Here is a 20,116-nt window from a genome sequence, read left to right as displayed (position 1 = left end):
AGTCCGACTCAGTGTCGGACTTTTTAATTTAATTTTTGCTATACGTGCCTTGCTGGCGTCCGCCTTCCCAGATCGCGTCTAAAGATTTGTCAGAAATATTCAGCCTTTCAGGGAAAATACTTAAATCCTTTTTAAATTTAGCCTCTGGTTTTAAACCAATACAGTCTCCGTTTTTCCACCATGTGCCTTCAGCATATTGGTCTAAAGCACCCACAGCCAACATCCATTGAAACTTACCGTCTGGTTGAAGTAAAAGCTCCGAACCCACTTCCATCACGCCATTTAAATAATAGTGTCCACTCCATACTTCATCGGATTTTTGGAATTTCACCTCTTTGCATATGCTGGTTGGTTCTGCATAAACCTGAGCAGAAAAAATAACGGTAGAAACAAGCAGTAGAGGTGCAAATATATTTTTCATTATTGTGTTCCTATATGTTTAATCTTATTTCCCAGACTCAACTTTTAAATACGTGCCATCTGCATATACGTTATGTCCAAAGCCACAACCCGAGTTACCCTCGTTTTGTTTGACCTGAATATAATTTCCTAATTTCGCATTAGATTTAAAATCGAGCTGAATACGGCAGTCTTCATTTTTATAAACCGTTTGCTTTTTATTAATCGGCATTTTGGTGTCAAACTCACCCATATTTGGGCCGTAGATCAAGCTTCTAAGTCCCATATATAAACCGGCATAACTGATTGCATATTGGCCCTGCTTACGGCTTACCGTGATGTGATCCCATTCGCCAAAACCCGAGTAACGCACATATTCACCAGACAAGTCATTTGAGGCTTTAGGTGTTGGTAATTGCTTAAGATTAAACTGACTCGACTTTGATTTTTCATCAAGCATGAACCATGCTCTTGCCCAAAGTGGCTGACCCAATTTGGCATAGGCTAAGCCCACGTTATTGTTGGCAACTTCAATATCACGGTCGGTAAATTTAACTGTAGTTTCATCTGCATTAGCTTTACAAAATGCAGTCCAAGAGGCTTGGTTTTGGAAATTTTCGAGCGCTTTTTTATATTGTTTTTGGTCGTAGTTTTTCTTACCTAAGCTCGCGTATTGCTTCACTTTATTACAGCTTTGTTGTAGTTCTTGTTCATAAGAAAACTCTGCATGAGTCACCGCCAACGCCGAAAGTGTGAGAACCGCGCAACCTGAAATAATCGATTTAATCATTTTTAAAATTCTTTAATAATTAACTAATTATATAATATGAGTAAGCTCTATAAATCACAATTCTCTGAAACAAAAGTCTATTAGAATACTTTTAGTTTTTAATAAAATTTATGAAACTAATTCAGAATAAATCTTTATAAATATGAAGTATTAACCGGTTATTTTAGCTGAATATTCATCCAAAAAATATTGTAGACTGCATGCGTAAAACTTAGGAAGAATTATAAGAGTGAATAATTTAATTATTGGAACCCTATTTGCACTTTGTGCGGCTGCACTTAATGCCTCTATTGGTGTAATTAGTAAATTACTCATGCACAGCGGTTTAAGCCCACAAGGTATTGCCTTTTTAAAAACCATCATCGCCTTTTTCTTTTTAAGTGTGTTTTTATTTAAAGTTCCTGTTAGCCAACAGATTGCATACATTAGCAGCACGCCAAGTAAACTCAGCGTTTTTACTCAAATTGCCATATGTGCTTTTTTAGGAATTTTCTCGCTATTCTTTTTCGAAACCATTGCCTACAACCACGGTGCAGCAGCTAATGTTGTAGTGGTACTCATGGCTTCGGCTGCCATCTCTGCCCTATTTTTTGGTCGGTTTATTTTAAAAGAAAGTATCTACATTCATTCTCTTATTGGAACATTATTGGCTGTCGCGGGTATTAGTATTATTTCATGGAAAGGTGAAAATAGCCTTTTAATGCTGATCAATGCTTCTATTGCCGGCACAGGCTATGGCCTATTTTCGGTTTTAGTGAAAAAGTTCAAATTAAACGGCGGGCTGTTTCTAACCAAGTATTTATTGCTGTTTGGCAGTGTTTATCTTGCTGTTCCGTTTTTAATAAATTTTCACAGCATTAATTTTAATAGTGACATTGTTTTAGGCTTGATTGGTTTAGCTGTGCTGCCGACCATCCTCGGCTTTTTCTGTACCACTAAAGCGTTGTCTTATATGAGTGCCGCAAAAGTACAGGTGACCGAGCTTTCTGAACCTATTTTCGCAGCGCTTATGGCATGGGTTTTCATTCATGAACAGCCGACTTTATCGTTTTTATATGGCGCGATTTTTATTATTGCAGGCATTTTTTTAATGAACAAAGCGCCAAAAATAAGCTCGCCAATTCATTGATATTCCTCTGCGTGGTGACAAGCCACTTGCACCACACTGGCAAAGTTAATCGCCATTTGTGAAGGGGCGTGTTTTTTATAAGCAAGCCCTAAACCTACCGTAGGTACAGGCGCCTTCAAAGAGCGATAAGCCACGCCTTGTATTTGCAATTGTTTGGTCGACTCGGGAACCAAAGACACCCCTAAGTTTGCAGATACTAACGATAAAATCGACACAATTTGTGGGGCGTTTTGTCCAATTTTTGGTTCAAAACCGCGTTCATGGCAGGCTTGTTTAATCGCATCAAAAAGCCCTGCGCTAATGGAAGGCGGCGAGACAATAAAATCAAGCTCTCGTAGTGCCGTTAAATCAATTTCTGGTGATGCATCGTCGAGTTGAAAAGACTCGGAAGGCAAAGCAGCAATGAGTGGCTCTGCCAATAATTCTTGAATAATTAAACTGTCTGGAATGTTGCGTGGCGAGCGAATAATCGCCACATCTAAACGGTCCTCAAGCAATAAATCGATGAGCAGTAAAGTATTGGCTTCTTCAAGCTTTAAATTCACTTTCGGATATTGCTGCTGAAAATAGCGAACGCATTTAGGAATTAAAGGGTTCAACATTGAAGTCCCTGTAAAGCCTAAACGTAGTTGGCCGACTTCGCCATTTGCCACTTGTTTAACAAGGTTCGCTGCATCTTCTACACGCTGCTGTACAGGCTGAATGGCATTTAAAAAGGCAAGCCCAGCTTCAGTTAGCTCCACCCCATGCGGAGATCGAATAAATAAATCTGCACCCAGCTCTTCTTCTAAGTCTCTTATTTGCATACTTAAAGGTGGCTGGCTCATGTTTAAACGATGCGCCGCTTTGGTAAAGTTTTTTTCTTCTGCTACCGCTAAAAAGTAGCGTATATGCCTGAGTTCCATCGCTATATATAAAACATATCATGACCTATTGTTAAATATATTAGAAAAATACCTTTCAAATTGCTAATTTTAATTCATCGAATTTTCTCGATGCAGTATGCCCCCAAAGCGCTGCACTTTCTTTCTGTCATGGTCATGATATGAGCTCTTCATCTACACCCAGTACCTTAAGTACTGAGACGACTTCTGTTCTGTCCCGCGAGTGGATTCACAAAGGCACTAAAGCCTATAAGCATGCAGGATTTGCTTTATTCCTCGTAGGTTTTGCCAGCTTTTCACTAATTTACTGTGTACAGCCGCTGTTGCCTGCATTTAGTCAAAGTTTCCAAATTAGCCCTGCAAGTAGTTCTTTAGCCCTGTCATTAACAACGGCCTTTTTAGCCATTTCAATTGTGCTATCAAGTGCCTTTTCACAAGCGATTGGCCGTCGTGGCGTGATCTTTACATCCATGTTATGTGCCGCAATTTTAAATATTGTCTCAATGCTTACACCGAACTGGCACAGTTTATTGATGGCACGTGCTTTAGAAGGTTTGCTGCTTGGTGGTGTACCCGCAGTCACTATGGCGTGGATTGCCGAAGAAATTGCTCCTGAACACTTGGGTAAAACCATGGGTTTATATATTGCAGGTACGGCTTTTGGTGGCATGATGGGCCGTGTCGGCATGGGTATTTTAATTGAGTATTTTTCATGGCGCACAGCTTTAGGTTTACTTGGAGCAATCTGTTTTATTTGCTCAATCGCCTTCGTCAATCTACTGCCAGCCTCACGTAATTTTGTACAGAAAAAAGGGCTAAATTTAGGGTTTCACATGCAAATGTGGCGTACCCATTTAACCAATACAAAACTATTACGTCTGTTTGCCATTGGGTTCTTGCTCACTAGTGTATTTGTGACCTTGTTTAACTACGCGACTTTCCGTTTAAGTGGAACGCCTTATTCACTCAGTCAGACGCAAATTAGCCTTATTTTCTTGTCGTATAGCTTCGGTATGGTGTCTTCATCATTGGCAGGTAGCTTAGCCGAGCGTTTCGGTAAAAAAACCATGATGATGAGTGGCTTTGCCCTCATGATTGTGGGTAGCCTCATGACCCTACTCACCTCTCTTTTCGGCATTATTATTGGCATTGCATTTATTACTACGGGTTTCTTTATTACCCACTCGCTTACGAGTAGTTCTGTAGGTGCTGAAAGTAAACAAGCTAAAGCCCACGCCAGTTCGCTCTACTTACTTTTTTACTATATGGGTTCAAGTATTGTCGGCTCAGCGGGCGGTTGGTTTTGGCTACACGGCGGATGGAATGCAATTGTAGCTTTAACCGTCGTACTTTCATTATTTGGAATATTTTTAGCGGTTTATACCACACACGCGAAAGCGCATTAATTTTTAAGGTAAAGGAAAATCACATGTCGAGTTTATTTGTTTATGGCACTTTAGGCCCGGGTCGTCCTAATGCACATATACTTGAAAATATTGGCGGACAATGGTCAGAAGGTTGGGTAAACGGAAGCTTGCGTAATGAAGGTTGGGGAGCAGATTTAGGCTATCCGGGAATTGTACTTGATGATAGTAGCAATCAAGTGCAAGGTTTTGTTTTTAGCTCAGAGCATTTAGACGCAAACTGGAAATTACTCGATGACTTTGAAGGTGAAGGCTATGAAAGAGTCCCTGTGCAAGTCACTTTAAATAGTGGCGAACGTGTTGATTCGTTTATCTATGGGTTGAAAACTCAATAAAACAAACAGCGTGCTGTCTTCCTAAAAGCAGATAGCACGCATCTTTATATTTCACACAGTCGGCACTGTTCCGCCATCAATCACAAACTCAGTACCCGTAATCGCTGAAGCCCGTTCAGAGACCAAATAAGTAATTAAATCTGCCACCTCTTCCGGTTTATTGGGGCGCCCTAACGGAATCCCCCCCAAAGCATTCATAATGATTTGCTTCCCACCTTCATAATTTGTTTCTGCTTCGAGTGCAAGACGCTCTGCCAAAGCCACAGCAGCTTCGGTTTCAATCCATCCCGGCGCAACGCGAACAACACGTATTCCCTTTGGAGAAATCTCTTTAGATAAACTTTTACTATATGTAGATAACGCCGCTTTTGCTGCTGCATATGCAGTCGTTGATTCTGGTAAAGGCAGTTCTCTCTGAATGGAAGTTACATGAATAATGACACCGGAACCTTGCTCTAACATCAGAGGTACCAATGCCCGATCCAGACGAATGGCAGGCATTAAATTTAAATTAATTTCTCTCTCCCATTCTTCATCACCCAATACAGCAAACCCGCCTGCCGGAGCAGATGAACCACCTAAAACGTGTACAACAATATCAATTTTCCCCCAGTGTTTCTGCACAGCCTGCACTACCTCGCTGCATCCTTTAGCTTTAGTTAAATCAGCTTCAATAAAATGCACATTTTGTGGTAAATCCTGTACAGGATGACGAGCAGCGGTCATGACCTCCGCCCCCACCTCATGTAATGCTCTTACAACAGCGGCTCCTGTTCCTTTACTGCCACCTGTTACTAACGCCTTTTTTCCTAAGAGTTGTAAAGGAAAATTCATACGGTAATCTCCAATATTTCAATTTTTTCATCGGTTAACTGGAAGGCATAATGTAAATTGATCGGACTACCGGGGAAGTTACCTTCTACACGTGCCAAAACCACATACTTTCCGTTCTGCATCTCTATACTCAGTGGTTCAGCATAATATTCATATTGAGTCGAAGCTTGCTGTTTCCAGCCTAAGATGGCCTTATGACCTATATATTCGTGTCCTTCATCGCGCACGACACCATGCTCTGTAAAACAAGTAACTACTGCTTCTGCCGTCTGCCGATCTGATTCAAAATAATGTTGAATGATTGATGGCAATAAAATTTGGTGAGCCATATATCTAAGCCTTATGTAAATTGATGCTTTCGATTGTAGCCCTACAAGATTCTTGTTATAAGAGGGATAATATGGGATGAATTAATGCAGAAATCGGGACAATGAATAACACTAGCCTAACGGATCTAAAAGCGGTAATTGCGCTTGCCAACCACCGTAATTTTCGGTCAGCAGCAGTTGAACTCGATATGTCATCTTCAGCACTCAGCCGAAATATTGCTCAGCTAGAACATCATTTAGGGATACGCTTATTTAATCGTACAACCCGTAGTGTTTCACTGACCGAAGCAGGACTACAGTTTTTAAATCGTATTACCCCAGCCTTGGAACAAATTGATCTTGCTGTTCAAGAGACATTAGACCGTCGTGCCACTCCCTCAGGAACATTAAGAATCAATGCAGAAGAAGGTATGTCTCGGCAAATTCTGCATTCTGTAATCATTGAATATATCCGTCGCTATCCGGATGTACGAGTTGATCTCGTTTCTGACGGAGAATTCATTGATATTGTGAAAGAAGGTTTTGATGCTGGTATACGTTTCGCGAGTACCGTTCCACAAGATATGGTTGCCATTGAAATAGGCCCTAAGCAAAGCATGGCAGTAGTTGCAACACCAGCGTATCTAAATACACATGGTATACCCCACATACCTTCTGATTTGTTAAAGCATGAATGTATTCGCCTACGATTACCTAGCGGTAAAATTTATAAATGGGAATTTACTCAAAACAATGAATCTTTAACGGTCGATGTTTCAGGACATCTTACAATTGATACCTATATGCTAGCCATTGATAGTGCTTTATCTGGTATTGGCTTAGCTTACACAGGACATTGGTTTGTAGCTCCGCTCATCGAACAAGGTCGACTCATACGTGTTTTGGAAGAGTGGACACCTCACTATGCAGGTCTATGTTTATATTACCCTCAAGGAAAACATCCGAGTGCTGCACTACGTGCTTTCATTGACTTAGCACGTGAACAGCGACTTATTCCTTCCTATCCCATTCTTTAAACTGTTTGCCATGATCAGATATGAGAAAACATCTAACTGCTCATTTTTTGGCTTGTAATTTTTTTAAGAAACTGTAAAATTCTCACCACATCGCCGGCATAGCTCAGTTGGTAGAGCAACTGACTTGTAATCAGTAGGTCCACAGTTCGAATCCGTGTGCCGGCACCATCATTAAACCTCATGAATATTTGATTTATGGGGTTTTTTGTTGTCTATAATTTTAGGCATAGTCTATCCATCATGTTTTGAAGAAACATACTTACCTAAAAATTTATTATAAATATGAAGTTAAAAATAAATTTCTAAAAAAATTATTATTTTAAAAACTAAATATAGTCCCTCTAATTTATTAAAAAATATAATATTAAAATAAGAAATATTAAAAATATAAGATTATAATGCGCCACCAAATAGGGACCTATTAATAAGACCTATTTATAAACTTTAATTCATTAAGATACTAACAAGGAAAAATATGAGACTCCGTTTTATTTTACCTACTTTATTTCTAGCTTTACCTTTAACTGCATTTGCTCAAGATACAGCTTCTCAAATACAAACTATTGCAAACCCACCTATTTGCTTAATTGAGGGTACTCCTTCAGCAGAGCACTATAAATCTATTAAACGTATTAAAGCCGCAAAAGGAACTTATGGGGGGTTTGAAGAAGTAAAACCTAAATTAGCGATCATTGCTCGTAAATACGGTGCAGATGTAGTGATTAATTATCACCAAAGCCAAAGATTTGGCTTCTGGCCATGGCGTATTGTTCGTCCCGTACTTACAGGTACTGCGGTGAAATGGAATACACCTGTTGATTGTGCAGTATTGGGTGGAAAACAAGTTTATTAATACAAAATGAAAAAAGCCCAACATCCTGTTGGGCTTTTTCCGTATTTCGTTACTAGGTACACTTCCTGTAATACCTCACGTCCTGATGCTTAAACTTATTATTGTTGTTTTACGTTTCGGAACTTCCTGTTCCTGATGAGTTCATCATAGGTAATTTGTAGGGTCATAGAAAGAAGTCATTTTCCCGAATGTCTGTAAGAAAAGGCTTACGAGCTTGTCAGACGACCTCTATCCTTCTTTTCTCTTCTCTATCATTTTTTCAAAGTGTTTAAGCTGTGGATTCAGGGTATCCCAAGCATAGGCTTGGCTCACAAACACCTCTGCTCTAGGCTGATAAAGACTAGGGTCATCCAAAGTACCTGCACGTATTGAAATCATTTCAGGAGCAATTTCAGGTAAGCCAAAAAGCTGGGAACCACAAGTCGGGCAAAAAGCTCGTTTAATAGGTCGGCCAGAAGATCCTAAAGACTCAAAATATTTAAGCTCGCCACTTACTTTCAATTCAGATTGGTGAAAAAAAGCGATGGGTGCATAGGCTGAACCTGTGGCCTTCTGACAATCCCGACAGTGGCAATTAAAGCTATAACGTGGCTCCGCTTCACTTTGGTAGCTCACCGCTCCACATAAACACGATCCTTGATATTTGGCTGACATGGCTCATCCTATTTTTTTATTGCTGTAATTTGAATATAACGTACATATCCATTTTGGTAGAGTTGTTGGCATAACTTTGCAGTCATTTGAATTTTAAAATTTGCCAACCCTCGGCTTTGATTTTGTCGTTGCTGATTTTGAATATATTGTGAAAAACCGAGTAATACTTGCTCGGATAAATCTTCAATTTGAATATCGACGAAACCTTGTTGTTCCAAGGTAGTTCTTAGCATTTTCTCGTTTGGTAAAGCTTCCCAAATAACGTCTGCTGCTTTGAGTAAATACCGATGCTTTTGTTCTTGTAGGGCAGTCATGTTTTGACATGAGTCGGCACGCATTAAGTAATGAAAACCTAATCGACCTTTTGAATTTAAAACTGATGTGACCGAATCTAGAAATGAATTTAAATTGCTGTGATAAGCCGCATCGATACAGAGCACTACATCGAAGCCTTGTTTAAATTCAAATTGTTTTAAATTTAAAAATGAACCGCAGAAAATCTGACTTATTTCGGGAATAAGATTTTGAATTTTATGAACGCATGGGGCTTGTAAGTCAACTGCGCTGAGGCTTTTAGGCTGATAGTGCTGTAACCAGTGCAACAAACTTGCACCCTGTCCGCAGCCTAAATCTAAGAGATGATCTTTTGAATTTAAATTGACAGCTTGTGCCAAATGGTCAGCCAATTGGCGACAAGCTTCACGGTAGCTTTGGGTATTTTTCCAAAAACCCAAATTTGTCCAAGCAAGCTCCCCATCATCTCCCAAGTTTGATGCATCAATTGCATATTTATGGGGAATGAGTCGAGAGAGAGCTGCTCGAACTTTTATTTTCACAATTTTAGTAGCCGAGTTCTGGGGCAACTTCTACCTTAGGTTTTAAGCCTACAAATGGTAAAGGTGCACCTAAAATTTCAGCAATATGCATTGCAGAAGTGACTGCTGACTCTAAAATTGGCAAGCCATCGCACGACCATGAACCACAGTAAAATACTTTACGGCTTGGGTCTAAATGACGTTGTTGCAATTCTTTGTTTAAAGCAACCGTTTGCGAGTCTACAACTGCACGCGTTAAAGTCACTTTTGAAATCACTTTTTTAGGGTCAATATCAACCACTGGACGCCAAGTTTGGAATACAGGATTTTTACCCACAAGTGTTGGCTCGACCGCATTCATCCATACCGTGAATTGCTGACGTGTAAACTTACGGTCCATCATGTAGCTCAACACTGACCAGTCTTTACGGCGTGGTGGCATGACTGTCGCATCGGTATGAATCACAAGATCGCCTTGTTCAAAGCGGAATTGCTTAAGCAAGTTCATATCTTCTGCAAACTGTTCAGGATTTAAAAACTCATCGATTTTAGATGTTGGCGTTGCAACAATCACTCGATCAAATAAGTTCTGTTCACCTTGGCTGTTTTCAACCAGTACTTTTTCGCCTTGTAGTTCAACTTTCTTAATTGCCGATCCGCTATGGATATCGATGTCTTTAATCAAGCTATCTACAAATGCTGGTGTGCCACCTTTCATGCGCAACAACATGTCGCCATCAGTTAAGTGACGTAAAAACTCAAGTAAGTTTTTTGCAGGCCAATCGCCAATCGTTTTTGGATTACACGTACAAATTGTATAAAGCACTGGCATAACCACACCATGCCAGAATACTTCTTCAATATCGTTCTGATTAATAAATTCAGCGAGGGTAATATCTTGATTTTTAGATTTGAAAAACTGGTGAATCGCAGTTTTTAATTGCAACATCCCTTTCACAAGACGCCAGCCATATTGCTGGATGCCTTTACGGTTATTAATAATCGGGAAATTACCAATACGGCTACGAGAAGTCGTTAACCATGTTTCCGTACGATCTTCGAATAACCAGCTACAAGACATATAAGTACGAACAGGGAAGGTTTTAATGCCTAAATGAGCCGCAAGGCTAAGTGTATTTTTCCATAAGTGAGGATTCATCACACGTAGCGGTGCATCAATAATTCCACCATCGAACTCAATGCTATGGCTATCCATTCCCCGGCCAGGAAGTGCTTCAAATATCGTGATCGTATGCCCTGCATCTTTCAGAATTCTTGCTGCCGCAAGCCCTGCCATTCCACTGCCAATAATTGCGATATTCAAAATGATGTCCCATTTTTCGAGAATTTTTTTGATTATCACTCATACCCTAAAAAAACACCGTATTAAAAACTACCAGATTTTTATTTTTTGCATCAATTTATATAGAAAATATTTAACTCTTCACTCGTCTCATTTTTTATATTTTTTTACAAAACCAGAGAACTCTATAAGATCTTATATTTTTTAAAAATTTAAAAAAAATCTTTTAAATAAAATAAGATAATTTAACTATATTTATATCATTTGTTTTACAAGCATCTTTTTTTAATATATTATTAACTCATAATAATGAGAAGCAAATCACACAAAACAATGCCGAAACAACAATGCAAACCATCATAAAAATAGAAACTTTACAGCGAAAAAGCCCGCTATTCATACTTGATAGCGGGCTTTTTATTACTTTGCTTTTAGAGCTTAATTAAATGCCATTTAGCAATTTATGCTTCTTGCATAATTGAACCGAATTTTCCACGATTAAAATCATTAATCGCTTCCATAATCTCAGCTTTGGTATTCATTACGAATGGACCATAACCTTCGATTGGTTCATTGAGTGGTTGGCCAGTTAACACTAAGAATTTAGTGTCTTCTTCTGCATTCAAACTAAACTCAACACCCTCACGAGACAAAATCGCAACGGTTTTACCTTCAAGGCGATTTGCATCATTGACCACAACTGCGCCATCTAATATTACAACAAGCGTAGTGTGACCTTCAGGTACATAAAGGGTATGTTTTTGGCCTTTAGCCAATTTACCATCCCATACATTTAATGGACTAAATGTCGTTGCTGCACCTTTTGCATCTGCATATTCACCAGCAATCACACGCAAATGACTACCGTGCTCGTCTAGTGCAATGTCTGGAATATCTTTCGCTTCTATTGCTTGGTATTTTCCAGGCGTCATTTTTGAATGAGCAGGTAAATTGACCCACAATTGCACCATTTCAAAAAGACCACCATGGTCTGCAAATTCAGGAGAATGGAACTCTTCATGCAACACGCCTGCACCCGCAGTCATCCATTGCACATCACCAGTTTTAATGGTTCCACCGCCACCGCTTGAGTCTTTATGAGTCACTTCACCTTGATAGGCGATTGTCACTGTTTCAAAGCCACGGTGAGGATGCGAACCTACACCTTGCTGTTCGGTCGTTGGTGAGAAGTTATAAGGCGCTGCATAATCGAGTAACAAAAATGGGCTTAGGGTTTGGCCTAAACGGTCATAAGAGAACAGGTTATATACAGGGAAACCATCACCCACCCAATGCATGTGGTTATTTTGATATGCACCAAGAAATTTCTTCATCTGATCTCTCCTATATATGTAGGATTTTCTTGAACTGAGATTGATTTTACGCCTCAATAATTGCAGGTTATAGATCAGGATTAGCAACACATTATTTCATATATGAGACAATCTCAATTTTTCAGAAAGTCTCTTAGTGATCGTCCTATTTTTAAAATTCTTAATCCTATTTTTTAGACTTAAACACAACATAAAACTCAACTAGCATAATTTTAGGCAATGACGACCTACTCAAATAATTTTTGATTATTCATTTTGATAACACGAGGAAATAAAAAATGGCTCAAGATTACGTGCGCTTAGACAAGGATAATGCTGCGGTTCTTTTAGTTGACCACCAAGCAGGTTTACTTTCTTTAGTTCGAGATATCGACCCAGATAAATTTAAAAACAACGTATTAGCGCTTGCAGATGCGGCGAAATATTTCAATTTACCGACTATTCTCACTACCAGTTTTGAAAACGGTCCAAATGGTCCTTTAGTTCCGGAATTAAAAGAACTTTTCCCAGATGCACCTTTTATTCCACGTCCTGGTCAAATCAATGCATGGGACAATGAAGACTTTGTAAAAGCGGTCAAAGCGACAGGTAAAAAACAACTGATTATTGCTGGTGTGGTCACTGAGGTTTGTGTGGCATTCCCCGCTTTATCTGCTCTCGCAGAAGGTTTTGAAGTGTTTGTGATTACTGATGCTTCTGGTACTTTCAATGAATTAACCCGTGATGCTGCTTGGGACCGTATGTCAAAAGCAGGCGCTCAGCTGATGACTTGGTTTGGTATGGCATGTGAGTTACACCGTGACTGGCGTAATGATGTGGAAGGTCTCGGTGCACTCTTCTCAAATCATATTCCTGATTACCGTAACCTGATGACCAGCTATAGTTTTAATACATCGCAAAAATAAGCTGAATTGTTAAGATTAGAGTGCCTAAGCGCTCTAATCTTAAATTTAAATGGATTGATCTGACATTGATAAGCTCTTTTGATGATTTTTATTATTTCTATTTAGTCGTAAAACACGGCGGCTTTAGTGCGGCCGGTGAAGCTGAAAATATTAGTAAATCTAAGCTCAGCCGACGTATTATTGATCTTGAAAATAAATTTAATGTGAGCCTCATTCAAAGAACTACCCGCCATTTTAAAGTGACCGATTTAGGTCAAGAATTTTATGAGGAATGCTGCAAAGTTATTGCTCAAGTTGAATGTGCAGAAAACGTTTTGTTAAAACAAAAAAGTGAACCGCAAGGAGTAATAAAAGTAAGCTGCCCACCTTTAATGATGCATTTTCAAATTAGAAAAATTTTAAATCAGTTTCTAAAAACCTACCCTAAAGTTGAAATATCGCTTGAGCTGACGAGCCGTCGGGTAGATATATTGCATGATGATATCGACCTCGCCATTCGTACCAATTTCGAACCGAATGAAGATTCAAATTTAATTGTTCGCGATGTGATTAAAACTGACCATTGTCTGGTGGCTTCGCCTGAATTACTGCAAGGTCGCACCATCGAGCATTATTCCGAATTACAGGAATTTCCAAGTATTAGCTTAGGGACTCAAAAGCAAAATTACATTTGGCATTTATGCAATATTCGTAACGGTGAATCAGTTGATATACCTTATCAACCACGAATCAAAAGTAATGATTTGGCAGGCGTTTACTATGCCGTGATGGATGGTTTAGGCATTGCCGATCTTCCCTTTTTAACTGTCGAATCTGAAATTCGTAAAGGCACACTGGTTCATATTCTTCCTGACTGGAAGTCGAATATTGGCATGCTACAACTGGTTTATGTATCCAGAAAAGGCCAACGCCTTGTGGTCGAAAAACTCATTGAAACATTGATTGATGAGCTTAGGCGTTTACCTGAAAGCCATGAAGGATACCTGCCGACTTAAATAAAAAACCGGCCATGAATGGGCATGACCGGTTTTTTGTGACACATCACATACAGCATAACTGCATGTTTTCGTTCAGAACAAAACGAACTCGTTTGGTTCCTTACTCAGATAAGTCTACGCAGAGGTATTTCATTTCGACATATTCTTCGATGCCGAATTTTGAACCTTCACGGCCTAGACCTGACTGTTTTACGCCACCAAACGGAGCAACTTCATTTGAAATCGCGCCCGTGTTAATGCCGACCATACCGTACTCAAGTGCCTCACCGACTCGCCATTGACGAGCTGTGCTTTGAGTAAATAAATAAGCAGCTAAACCAAATTCGGTATCGTTCGCCATTGCCACTGCTTCATCTTCAGTTTTAAAGCGGAATAGTGGTGCAAGCGGACCAAAAGTTTCTTCTTTAGACACTTTCATGTCTTGAGTTACGCCAGTTAAAACTGTTGGCTCAAAGAATGTGCCACCAAGTGCCGAGCGTTGACCACCAATACGAACTGTTGCGCCTTTCTCGGTTGCATCTGCAATATGAGACTGAACTTTCGCAATCGCATCTTCATCAATTAAAGGCCCTTGAGTTGAACCTTCTTGACGGCCATCGCCAACTTTAAGTTTAGATACAGCTTCAACCAGACGCTCTGCCAATGCATCGTAAATACCATCTTGAACATAAATACGGTTAGCGCAAACACAGGTTTGACCGCTGTTACGATATTTACTTGCCATAATGCCCTGAACAGCTTGTTCAAGATTGGCATCGTCAAATACCACAACTGGTGCATTACCACCAAGTTCAAGTGAAAGCTTTTTAATGGTTGGCGCACATTGTTGCATCAAGATACGGCCAACTTGAGTTGAACCTGTAAAGCTGAGCTTACGAACAATATCGCTTTCGCATAGGGTCTTTCCAACTTCAACCGCATCACCACTAATGTTAATTAAAACATCCGCTGGTAAACCCGCTTGTAAAGCCAATACTTCAAGCGCATAAGCAGTTAACGGTGTTTGCTCTGCTGGTTTAACCAACATTGAACAACCCGCCGCAATCGCTGGACCTGCTTTACGTGTAATCATGGCAGCTGGGAAGTTCCACGGCGTAATTGCCGCAGTTACCCCAATCGCTTGTTTAATCACGAGCAAACGTTGATTTGGCAACGTAGGTGTTAAGACTTCACCATCAATACGGCGTGCTTGCTCGGCAAACCAACGAATAAATGATGCTGCATAACCAATTTCACCACGTGCTTCTGCCAATGGTTTACCTTGCTCAGCTGTTAAAATTTGAGCCAGATTTTCTTTGTGCTCAAGCATGAGGTTGTACCATGCCAATAGCACATCAGCGCGAGCCAAGGCAGTTTGCTTTTTCCAAGCAGCTTGCGCTTTTGCTGAGCGATTAATTGCGGCTTCAACCCCTGCACGGTCATAGGTTTTTACCCATGCCAAAGTTTCACCCGTAGCAGCATCATTTACCTCGACATAGTCATTTGATGCAGGTGCTTCTAATGAGATATCAGGATGTTTTAATAAATACTGCAAATTATTTTGAATCATGCAGATTGCTCCATTGCTTTTGCACTACCTGCTTTTAGTGTCGCAAAACCTTGTTTCAAGATATCAAGACCTTGACGGAATTGCTCAGCAGGAATGGTTAATGGATATAAGAAACGAATTACATTACCGTATTTACCACAAGTAAGAAGTAACAACCCGTTTTCCATTGCATAGTTTTGTACAACTTTTGCTTGTTCAGCTGTTTCAAGCTCTACCGCAACCATTGAACCCAATGCACGAATATCAGTTACTACGTCACCTGTTGCTTGTTGAATATCTTTAAGTGCAACAACCAACTCAGCACCTAATTCATTTGCACGGTCGCATAGGTTTTCTTCTTCAATTGCATCAATTACCGCGTGTGCAGCTGCAACCGCAATCGGGCTACCTGCGTAAGTACCACCTAGTCCACCTGGGTTTGGTGCATCCATTACTTCTGCACGGCCAACAACACCTGAAATTGGGAAACCGCCGCCCAAGCTTTTCGCCATCGTGATGAGGTCTGCTTTAGTCTCGTAATAGTTCATTGCAAACAATTTACCAGTACGGGCAAAACCTGATTGCACTTCGTCAGCGACAAGTAAAATACCGTGCTTGTCGCAAATTGAGCGTAAACGTTTTAAGAATTCAGCTGGCACAACATTAAAACCGCCCTCACCTTGTACTGGCTCAAGTACAATTGCTGCAACATCATGTGGTGCAATATCTTCACTGAAAATATCTTCAACGCTTTCAATTGCCGCGTCTACTGAAATACCTTTAGCAGGTACAGGGTAACGTGCGTGGAATACCCCCGCTGGCATTACACCGAAATCACGTTTGTAAGGCGCTGTTTTACCCGTCATTGCCATAGTCATGAATGAACGACCGTGGAAACCGTTACCAAAAGTGATAATGCCGTGACGACCTGTATAACAACGAGCAATCTTCACCGCATTTTCAACTGCTTCTGCACCAGTTGTGAAAAAAGCTGACTTGGCAGGACCAGCAATTGGTGCGCGCTCATTAATACGCTCAGCTAAAGCTACATAGCTTTCATAAGGTGTTACTTGATAGGCAGTATGCGTAAATTTAGTGAGTTGTTCAGTCACCGCTGCAATCACTTTAGGGTGGCGATGGCCGGTATTTAAAACCGCGATACCACCAGCAAAATCGATAAATTGGTTGCCTTCCTTGTCCCAAATCGTGGCATTTTCAGCTTTTTCCGCATACCACTGACACATCACGCCTACACCACGTGGAGTTGCTTGCTGTTTACGTGCGTTAAGTGCAGAATGTTGATTATCCATTTGATTCCCTCATATTTTCATCATCAGTTGCAGCTTTGGTTTTTTGCATCCTGTGCTTAATTTTCAGGGTGCTTTACAACGACTGCCTATGCATGTAATTTCGCTCGTCTGGTGCCAACTGACGAGAGCCACTTTTTAACTGTAGGAGAGAGCCAATTGCGTAGTTTACTTGGAGATCATTTGCTGCAACGACTCCAACAGGACACTGAAGGGAAACTACATCAACGCCTTTTCCGTTGCCTGCGTGGTGCCATTATTGATGGAGTTATCCAGCCCAAGACTCGTCTACCTGCGTCACGCGACTTAGCCAGTGAAATTCATGTTTCAAGAAATACAGTGCTTACTGCCTATGAACAACTACAGGCGGAAGGCTACTTAGAAGCTCGTACGGGTCATGGCACTTGGGTTGCCGAAAAACTACCAGAGAGTTTTTTAAATACACAAAATAAGAAAAAAGTGGTTTCAAGTCCGAAAGCTCAAAGCTCTTATGCCCTATCACAGCGTGGTTCCAACTTATTGGGCTATGCTGCAGCTTCACCACACCAATGGGGAGCTTTTGTGCCGGGAGCACCCGATGTGACTGAGTTTCCGCATCATATTTTTAGCCGCATTCAAGCACGCTTAAGCCGTGAACCAGATATTAACCGCCTTATTTACAGCAATGCAGGTGGATGTATTGAACTTCGAAGTGCGTTGGCAGATTACTTACGCGTTGCACGTTCAGTTCAGTGCGATGCGGATCAGATTATTATTACCGAAGGTATCCACCAAGCGATCGACTTAGTCTCTCGTGCCCTTAGCGATATGGGAGATAAAATCTGGATTGAAGATCCCGCTTATTGGGGAATGCGTAATACGTTACGTATTAATGGTCTTGATATTCAGCCGATGCCTGTCGACGCTGAAGGCATTATTCCTGAAGAAAATCCGGCAGTACCGCCTAAACTCATTTTTGTCACACCTTCACATCAATATCCGCTTGGCTCACATTTAAGTCTTGATCGTCGCAGACAATTGATTCAAATCGCACGTCAGCACAATAGCTGGATTGTCGAAGATGACTATGACAGTGAGTTCCGTTTCTCAGGTCAGCCTTATCCATCTTTACAAGGTTTAGAAAATGATGCGCCTGTGCTGTACATGGGCACATTTAGTAAAACCATTTATCCATCTTTAAGAATTGGTTATTTAGTCGTACCTAAACCACTTTTTTCACCACTACGTATTGTTGCAGCCGAGCTTTATCGTGGGGGCCATTTGCTTGAGCAAAAAGCCCTCGCTGAATTTATTCGTGAAGGCCATTATGAAGCCCATATTCGCCGTATGCGCCTACTTTATGGCAAACGCCGTGACTACTTAGTGAGCCTTATTCAGCGTTATCTTGGGCCCGAATTTATTCATGAATATGATGAAGCCGCGGGGTTACATCTGGTTTTAAAACTGCCAAACGCTTGCGATGATGTCGCGATTGCGGCGACTGCGCTTGAACGTGGTGTTAAAGTTCGTCCACTGTCTCAGTACTACATGCAGTCGCATGCACATGCCGAACGTGGATTGCTCATGGGCTTTGCATGCGTAAATGAAAAAGATATGGTGATGGCTTTTGGCGTCTTGCTCCAATGCTTACGTGAAGCAGGTGTACCTACGCTGAATTAAAGATTTTTCCATATTAATAAACAAAAAGAGCCTCACTGTGAGGCTCTTTTTTTATTTAAAAATTTAAACTAACTTTTCTTCATGGCTGTGAGTTAAATGAGTCGCTCTACGATCTTTACCCCACCCCAATTTTTCAGACAACAACCCGAAGAACACAATAATGCCGAACAATGCTGTAGTGTAAATCACTTCTTTAAAGTAGGTGCCTTCAATTAACATGGTAAGAATTGCACCAATAATTGCAAAGATCACCACGTATGTTAGATAAGGGAACATCCACATTTTAAAGTCAATTTTTACGCCTTCCGCTTCAAGTTTCTTACGCATACGAAGCTGAGAATATGCAATGGTCAGGTATACATACAGTGTTGCTGCACCAGTCGTTAGCATGAAAAAGTCATAAACATTCATACTCTCGGTTGCAGTTAAAATTACTGCAATCACTGAGAAGAAGCATGACACAATCACCCCAACCCAAGGGCTGCTTTTACTGTTTACAGAACCAAAACTTTTCGGTGCATCACCACGTTTAGCTAAAGAGAACAACATACGTGAACATGTGTAAAGTGCTGAGTTAAAGCAACTACATACCGATGTTAAAACCACAAAGTTAACGATATGGCGCGCACCCGGAATGCCCAGAGCAGACAGAGTCACACTATAAGTACCCCAAGTTGAATCTTTCAAAAGTTCATTGTTGTGAGGAATGAGACATACCGCAACGAACATTGAGCCGACATAGAATAAAATAATTCGCCAAACCACCGAGTTCGATGCTTTACGAATTTCTTTAGATGGATTTGCCGATTCTGCTGCCGCTACAGTGACAATTTCAGCGCCAATATAGGCGAACATAACCCCAAGCAAGGCGGTAATAACGGATGAACCACCATTAGGCATAAAGCCTTGAGAAGTTAGGTTACTAATACCAGAAGCAGCCGGATTGCCCCAAGGCCATAAATGCATGATGGCTAAACTACCAATCACAAGGAAAATAACAATCGCGATGACTTTAATGAGCGCAAACCAGAACTCAAACTCGCCATAGTTTTTCACGTTTTGTAAATTAACGACAACAAGTGCACCAATCACCACGACCATATAGGCCCAGATCGGTATAAACGGGAACCAGTTGTTTAGAATTTTACCTGCAACATAAGCTTCCCACCCCATGAGCATTGCCAAAGTACACCAGTACAACCAGCCAATTGAAAACCCTGCCCAACGACCAATTGCACGATCCGCATAGGTTGAAAAAGAGCCACTATCAGGATTTAAAACGGCCATCTCGCCTAACATACGCATGATGAACCAAACGAGTAAACCACCTAATGCATAGGTTAGAAATACCACAGGGCCAGTGTTGTAGATAATACTGCCTGAGCCAACAAACAGAGAACCGCCAATAACCCCAGCAATCGAGATCATGGTGAGGTGGCGTGATTTAAGTCCATGTTTTAAACTTTGGGAGTGATTGGCTTCAGAACCATTTTGATGAGCTGCCATATCATTTTCCTTAATATATGGAGGATATCGGCTAGTCTCGGAAAACCTCCGAAGCCAAAAAATATCCCCTAAAAATTTAGCCGTTCTGCCCAATTCCTAAAAAAGAAAATTCAC

At 40.7% G+C, this 20,116-nt stretch carries 20 protein-coding genes and 1 tRNA gene; 9 read left to right on the top strand and 12 right to left on the bottom strand.

All coding sequences use genetic code 11. The annotated features are described in order from the left end of the window. Nucleotides 1–28 precede the first annotated feature (28 nt). Together SOI81_RS01090 and SOI81_RS01085 are read right to left on the bottom strand one after the other, a co-directional pair. Nucleotides 29–421, bottom strand: a complete 393-nt coding sequence (locus SOI81_RS01090; protein WP_320541123.1) for a hypothetical protein — start codon at nucleotides 419–421, stop codon at nucleotides 29–31. A gap of 24 nt (nucleotides 422–445) precedes the next feature. Next, nucleotides 446–1,189 carry a hypothetical protein gene (locus SOI81_RS01085; protein WP_320541122.1) on the bottom strand — a complete coding sequence of 248 codons (744 nt, stop codon included), beginning with the start codon at nucleotides 1,187–1,189 and terminating at the stop codon, nucleotides 446–448. Nucleotides 1,190–1,418: 229 nt separating this feature from the next. On the opposite strand from SOI81_RS01085, the gene SOI81_RS01080 reads away from it, so the two are divergent. Next, entirely contained in the window at nucleotides 1,419–2,318 is a 900-nt protein-coding gene (locus SOI81_RS01080; RefSeq protein WP_320541121.1) for a DMT family transporter, read from the top strand. Here the strand turns inward: SOI81_RS01080 and sxtR are convergent. Further along, complete coding sequence (gene sxtR / locus SOI81_RS01075) at nucleotides 2,312–3,223, bottom strand: multidrug efflux pump transcriptional activator SxtR (protein WP_320541120.1); 912 nt, start codon at nucleotides 3,221–3,223, stop codon at nucleotides 2,312–2,314. The genes SOI81_RS01080 and sxtR overlap by 7 nt on opposite strands. A gap of 140 nt (nucleotides 3,224–3,363) precedes the next feature. Between sxtR and sxtP the strand changes: the two genes are divergently transcribed. Both sxtP and SOI81_RS01065 read left to right on the top strand, forming a co-directional pair. After that, nucleotides 3,364–4,608, top strand: a complete 1,245-nt coding sequence (gene sxtP / locus SOI81_RS01070; protein WP_320541119.1) for a multidrug efflux MFS transporter SxtP — start codon at nucleotides 3,364–3,366, stop codon at nucleotides 4,606–4,608. Between the two features lie 23 nt (nucleotides 4,609–4,631). After that, complete coding sequence (locus tag SOI81_RS01065) at nucleotides 4,632–4,961, top strand: gamma-glutamylcyclotransferase family protein (protein WP_320541118.1); 330 nt, start codon at nucleotides 4,632–4,634, stop codon at nucleotides 4,959–4,961. Between the two features lie 51 nt (nucleotides 4,962–5,012). On the opposite strand, the gene SOI81_RS01060 is transcribed toward SOI81_RS01065, so the two are convergent. Both SOI81_RS01060 and SOI81_RS01055 read right to left on the bottom strand, forming a co-directional pair. Continuing rightward, nucleotides 5,013–5,795, bottom strand: a complete 783-nt coding sequence (locus SOI81_RS01060; RefSeq protein ID WP_239975272.1) for an SDR family oxidoreductase — start codon at nucleotides 5,793–5,795, stop codon at nucleotides 5,013–5,015. Continuing rightward, nucleotides 5,792–6,124 (bottom strand): nuclear transport factor 2 family protein, encoded by a 333-nt coding sequence (locus SOI81_RS01055; protein ID WP_239975273.1) that lies wholly within the window; start codon nucleotides 6,122–6,124, stop codon nucleotides 5,792–5,794. The genes SOI81_RS01060 and SOI81_RS01055 overlap by 4 nt, the downstream gene beginning before the upstream one ends. A gap of 101 nt (nucleotides 6,125–6,225) precedes the next feature. Between SOI81_RS01055 and SOI81_RS01050 the strand changes: the two genes are divergently transcribed. From SOI81_RS01050 to SOI81_RS01040, 3 genes are all read left to right on the top strand, one after another. After that, complete coding sequence (locus tag SOI81_RS01050; RefSeq protein ID WP_239975274.1) at nucleotides 6,226–7,140, top strand: LysR family transcriptional regulator; 915 nt, start codon at nucleotides 6,226–6,228, stop codon at nucleotides 7,138–7,140. 92 nt (nucleotides 7,141–7,232) lie between these two features. After that, nucleotides 7,233–7,308, top strand: a tRNA-Thr gene (locus SOI81_RS01045). A 307-nt stretch (nucleotides 7,309–7,615) separates the two neighbouring features. Beyond that, the gene (locus tag SOI81_RS01040; protein ID WP_239975275.1) at nucleotides 7,616–7,993 is read left to right on the top strand and encodes a hypothetical protein; all 378 of its coding nucleotides are present in this window, start codon (nucleotides 7,616–7,618) and stop codon (nucleotides 7,991–7,993) included. A 228-nt stretch (nucleotides 7,994–8,221) separates the two neighbouring features. Here the strand turns inward: SOI81_RS01040 and SOI81_RS01035 are convergent, their stop codons facing one another. From SOI81_RS01035 to SOI81_RS01020, 4 genes are all read right to left on the bottom strand, one after another. Then, the gene (locus SOI81_RS01035) at nucleotides 8,222–8,647 is read right to left on the bottom strand and encodes a GFA family protein (protein WP_239967007.1); all 426 of its coding nucleotides are present in this window, start codon (nucleotides 8,645–8,647) and stop codon (nucleotides 8,222–8,224) included. Between the two features lie 8 nt (nucleotides 8,648–8,655). Beyond that, a complete protein-coding gene (chiG, locus tag SOI81_RS01030; RefSeq protein WP_320541117.1) occupies nucleotides 8,656–9,483 on the bottom strand; it encodes a class I SAM-dependent methyltransferase in 828 nt (275 codons plus the stop codon). Between the two features lie 4 nt (nucleotides 9,484–9,487). Next, complete coding sequence (locus SOI81_RS01025; protein WP_239975278.1) at nucleotides 9,488–10,786, bottom strand: FAD-dependent oxidoreductase; 1,299 nt, start codon at nucleotides 10,784–10,786, stop codon at nucleotides 9,488–9,490. Nucleotides 10,787–11,226: 440 nt separating this feature from the next. Next, on the bottom strand, nucleotides 11,227–12,099 hold the full coding sequence (locus SOI81_RS01020) for a pirin family protein (RefSeq protein ID WP_239975279.1): 873 nt from the start codon (nucleotides 12,097–12,099) through the stop codon (nucleotides 11,227–11,229). A 278-nt stretch (nucleotides 12,100–12,377) separates the two neighbouring features. Here SOI81_RS01020 and ycaC point away from each other — a divergent pair, with 278 nt between their 5' ends. Together ycaC and SOI81_RS01010 are read left to right on the top strand one after the other, a co-directional pair. Continuing rightward, nucleotides 12,378–13,004: an isochorismate family cysteine hydrolase YcaC gene (gene ycaC / locus SOI81_RS01015; protein WP_002052204.1), complete on the top strand. Its 627-nt coding sequence runs from the start codon at nucleotides 12,378–12,380 to the stop codon at nucleotides 13,002–13,004. A 20-nt stretch (nucleotides 13,005–13,024) separates the two neighbouring features. Further along, nucleotides 13,025–13,999: a LysR substrate-binding domain-containing protein gene (locus SOI81_RS01010; RefSeq protein WP_320541116.1), complete on the top strand. Its 975-nt coding sequence runs from the start codon at nucleotides 13,025–13,027 to the stop codon at nucleotides 13,997–13,999. 103 nt (nucleotides 14,000–14,102) lie between these two features. Here SOI81_RS01010 and SOI81_RS01005 read toward each other — a convergent pair whose 3' ends face one another. Then, nucleotides 14,103–15,551 carry an NAD-dependent succinate-semialdehyde dehydrogenase gene (locus SOI81_RS01005; RefSeq protein ID WP_016142807.1) on the bottom strand — a complete coding sequence of 483 codons (1,449 nt, stop codon included), beginning with the start codon at nucleotides 15,549–15,551 and terminating at the stop codon, nucleotides 14,103–14,105. Further along, entirely contained in the window at nucleotides 15,548–16,840 is a 1,293-nt protein-coding gene (gabT, locus tag SOI81_RS01000; protein ID WP_239975282.1) for a 4-aminobutyrate--2-oxoglutarate transaminase, read from the bottom strand. The genes SOI81_RS01005 and gabT overlap by 4 nt, the downstream gene beginning before the upstream one ends. Nucleotides 16,841–16,996: 156 nt before the next feature. Here gabT and SOI81_RS00995 point away from each other — a divergent pair, with 156 nt between their 5' ends. Next, on the top strand, nucleotides 16,997–18,496 hold the full coding sequence (locus tag SOI81_RS00995) for a PLP-dependent aminotransferase family protein (RefSeq protein WP_062850269.1): 1,500 nt from the start codon (nucleotides 16,997–16,999) through the stop codon (nucleotides 18,494–18,496). A 63-nt stretch (nucleotides 18,497–18,559) separates the two neighbouring features. Here SOI81_RS00995 and SOI81_RS00990 read toward each other — a convergent pair whose 3' ends face one another. Then, a complete protein-coding gene (locus tag SOI81_RS00990) occupies nucleotides 18,560–20,002 on the bottom strand; it encodes an amino acid permease (protein WP_016142804.1) in 1,443 nt (480 codons plus the stop codon). Nucleotides 20,003–20,116: the final 114 nt, after the last annotated feature.

The sequence above is a fragment of the Acinetobacter pittii genome (assembly GCF_034067285.1).
Lineage (GTDB): Bacteria > Pseudomonadota > Gammaproteobacteria > Pseudomonadales > Moraxellaceae > Acinetobacter > Acinetobacter pittii_E.
The sequence above is the reverse complement of the archived record's forward strand: the minus strand, read 5'-3'. Positions and strand labels throughout refer to the sequence as shown.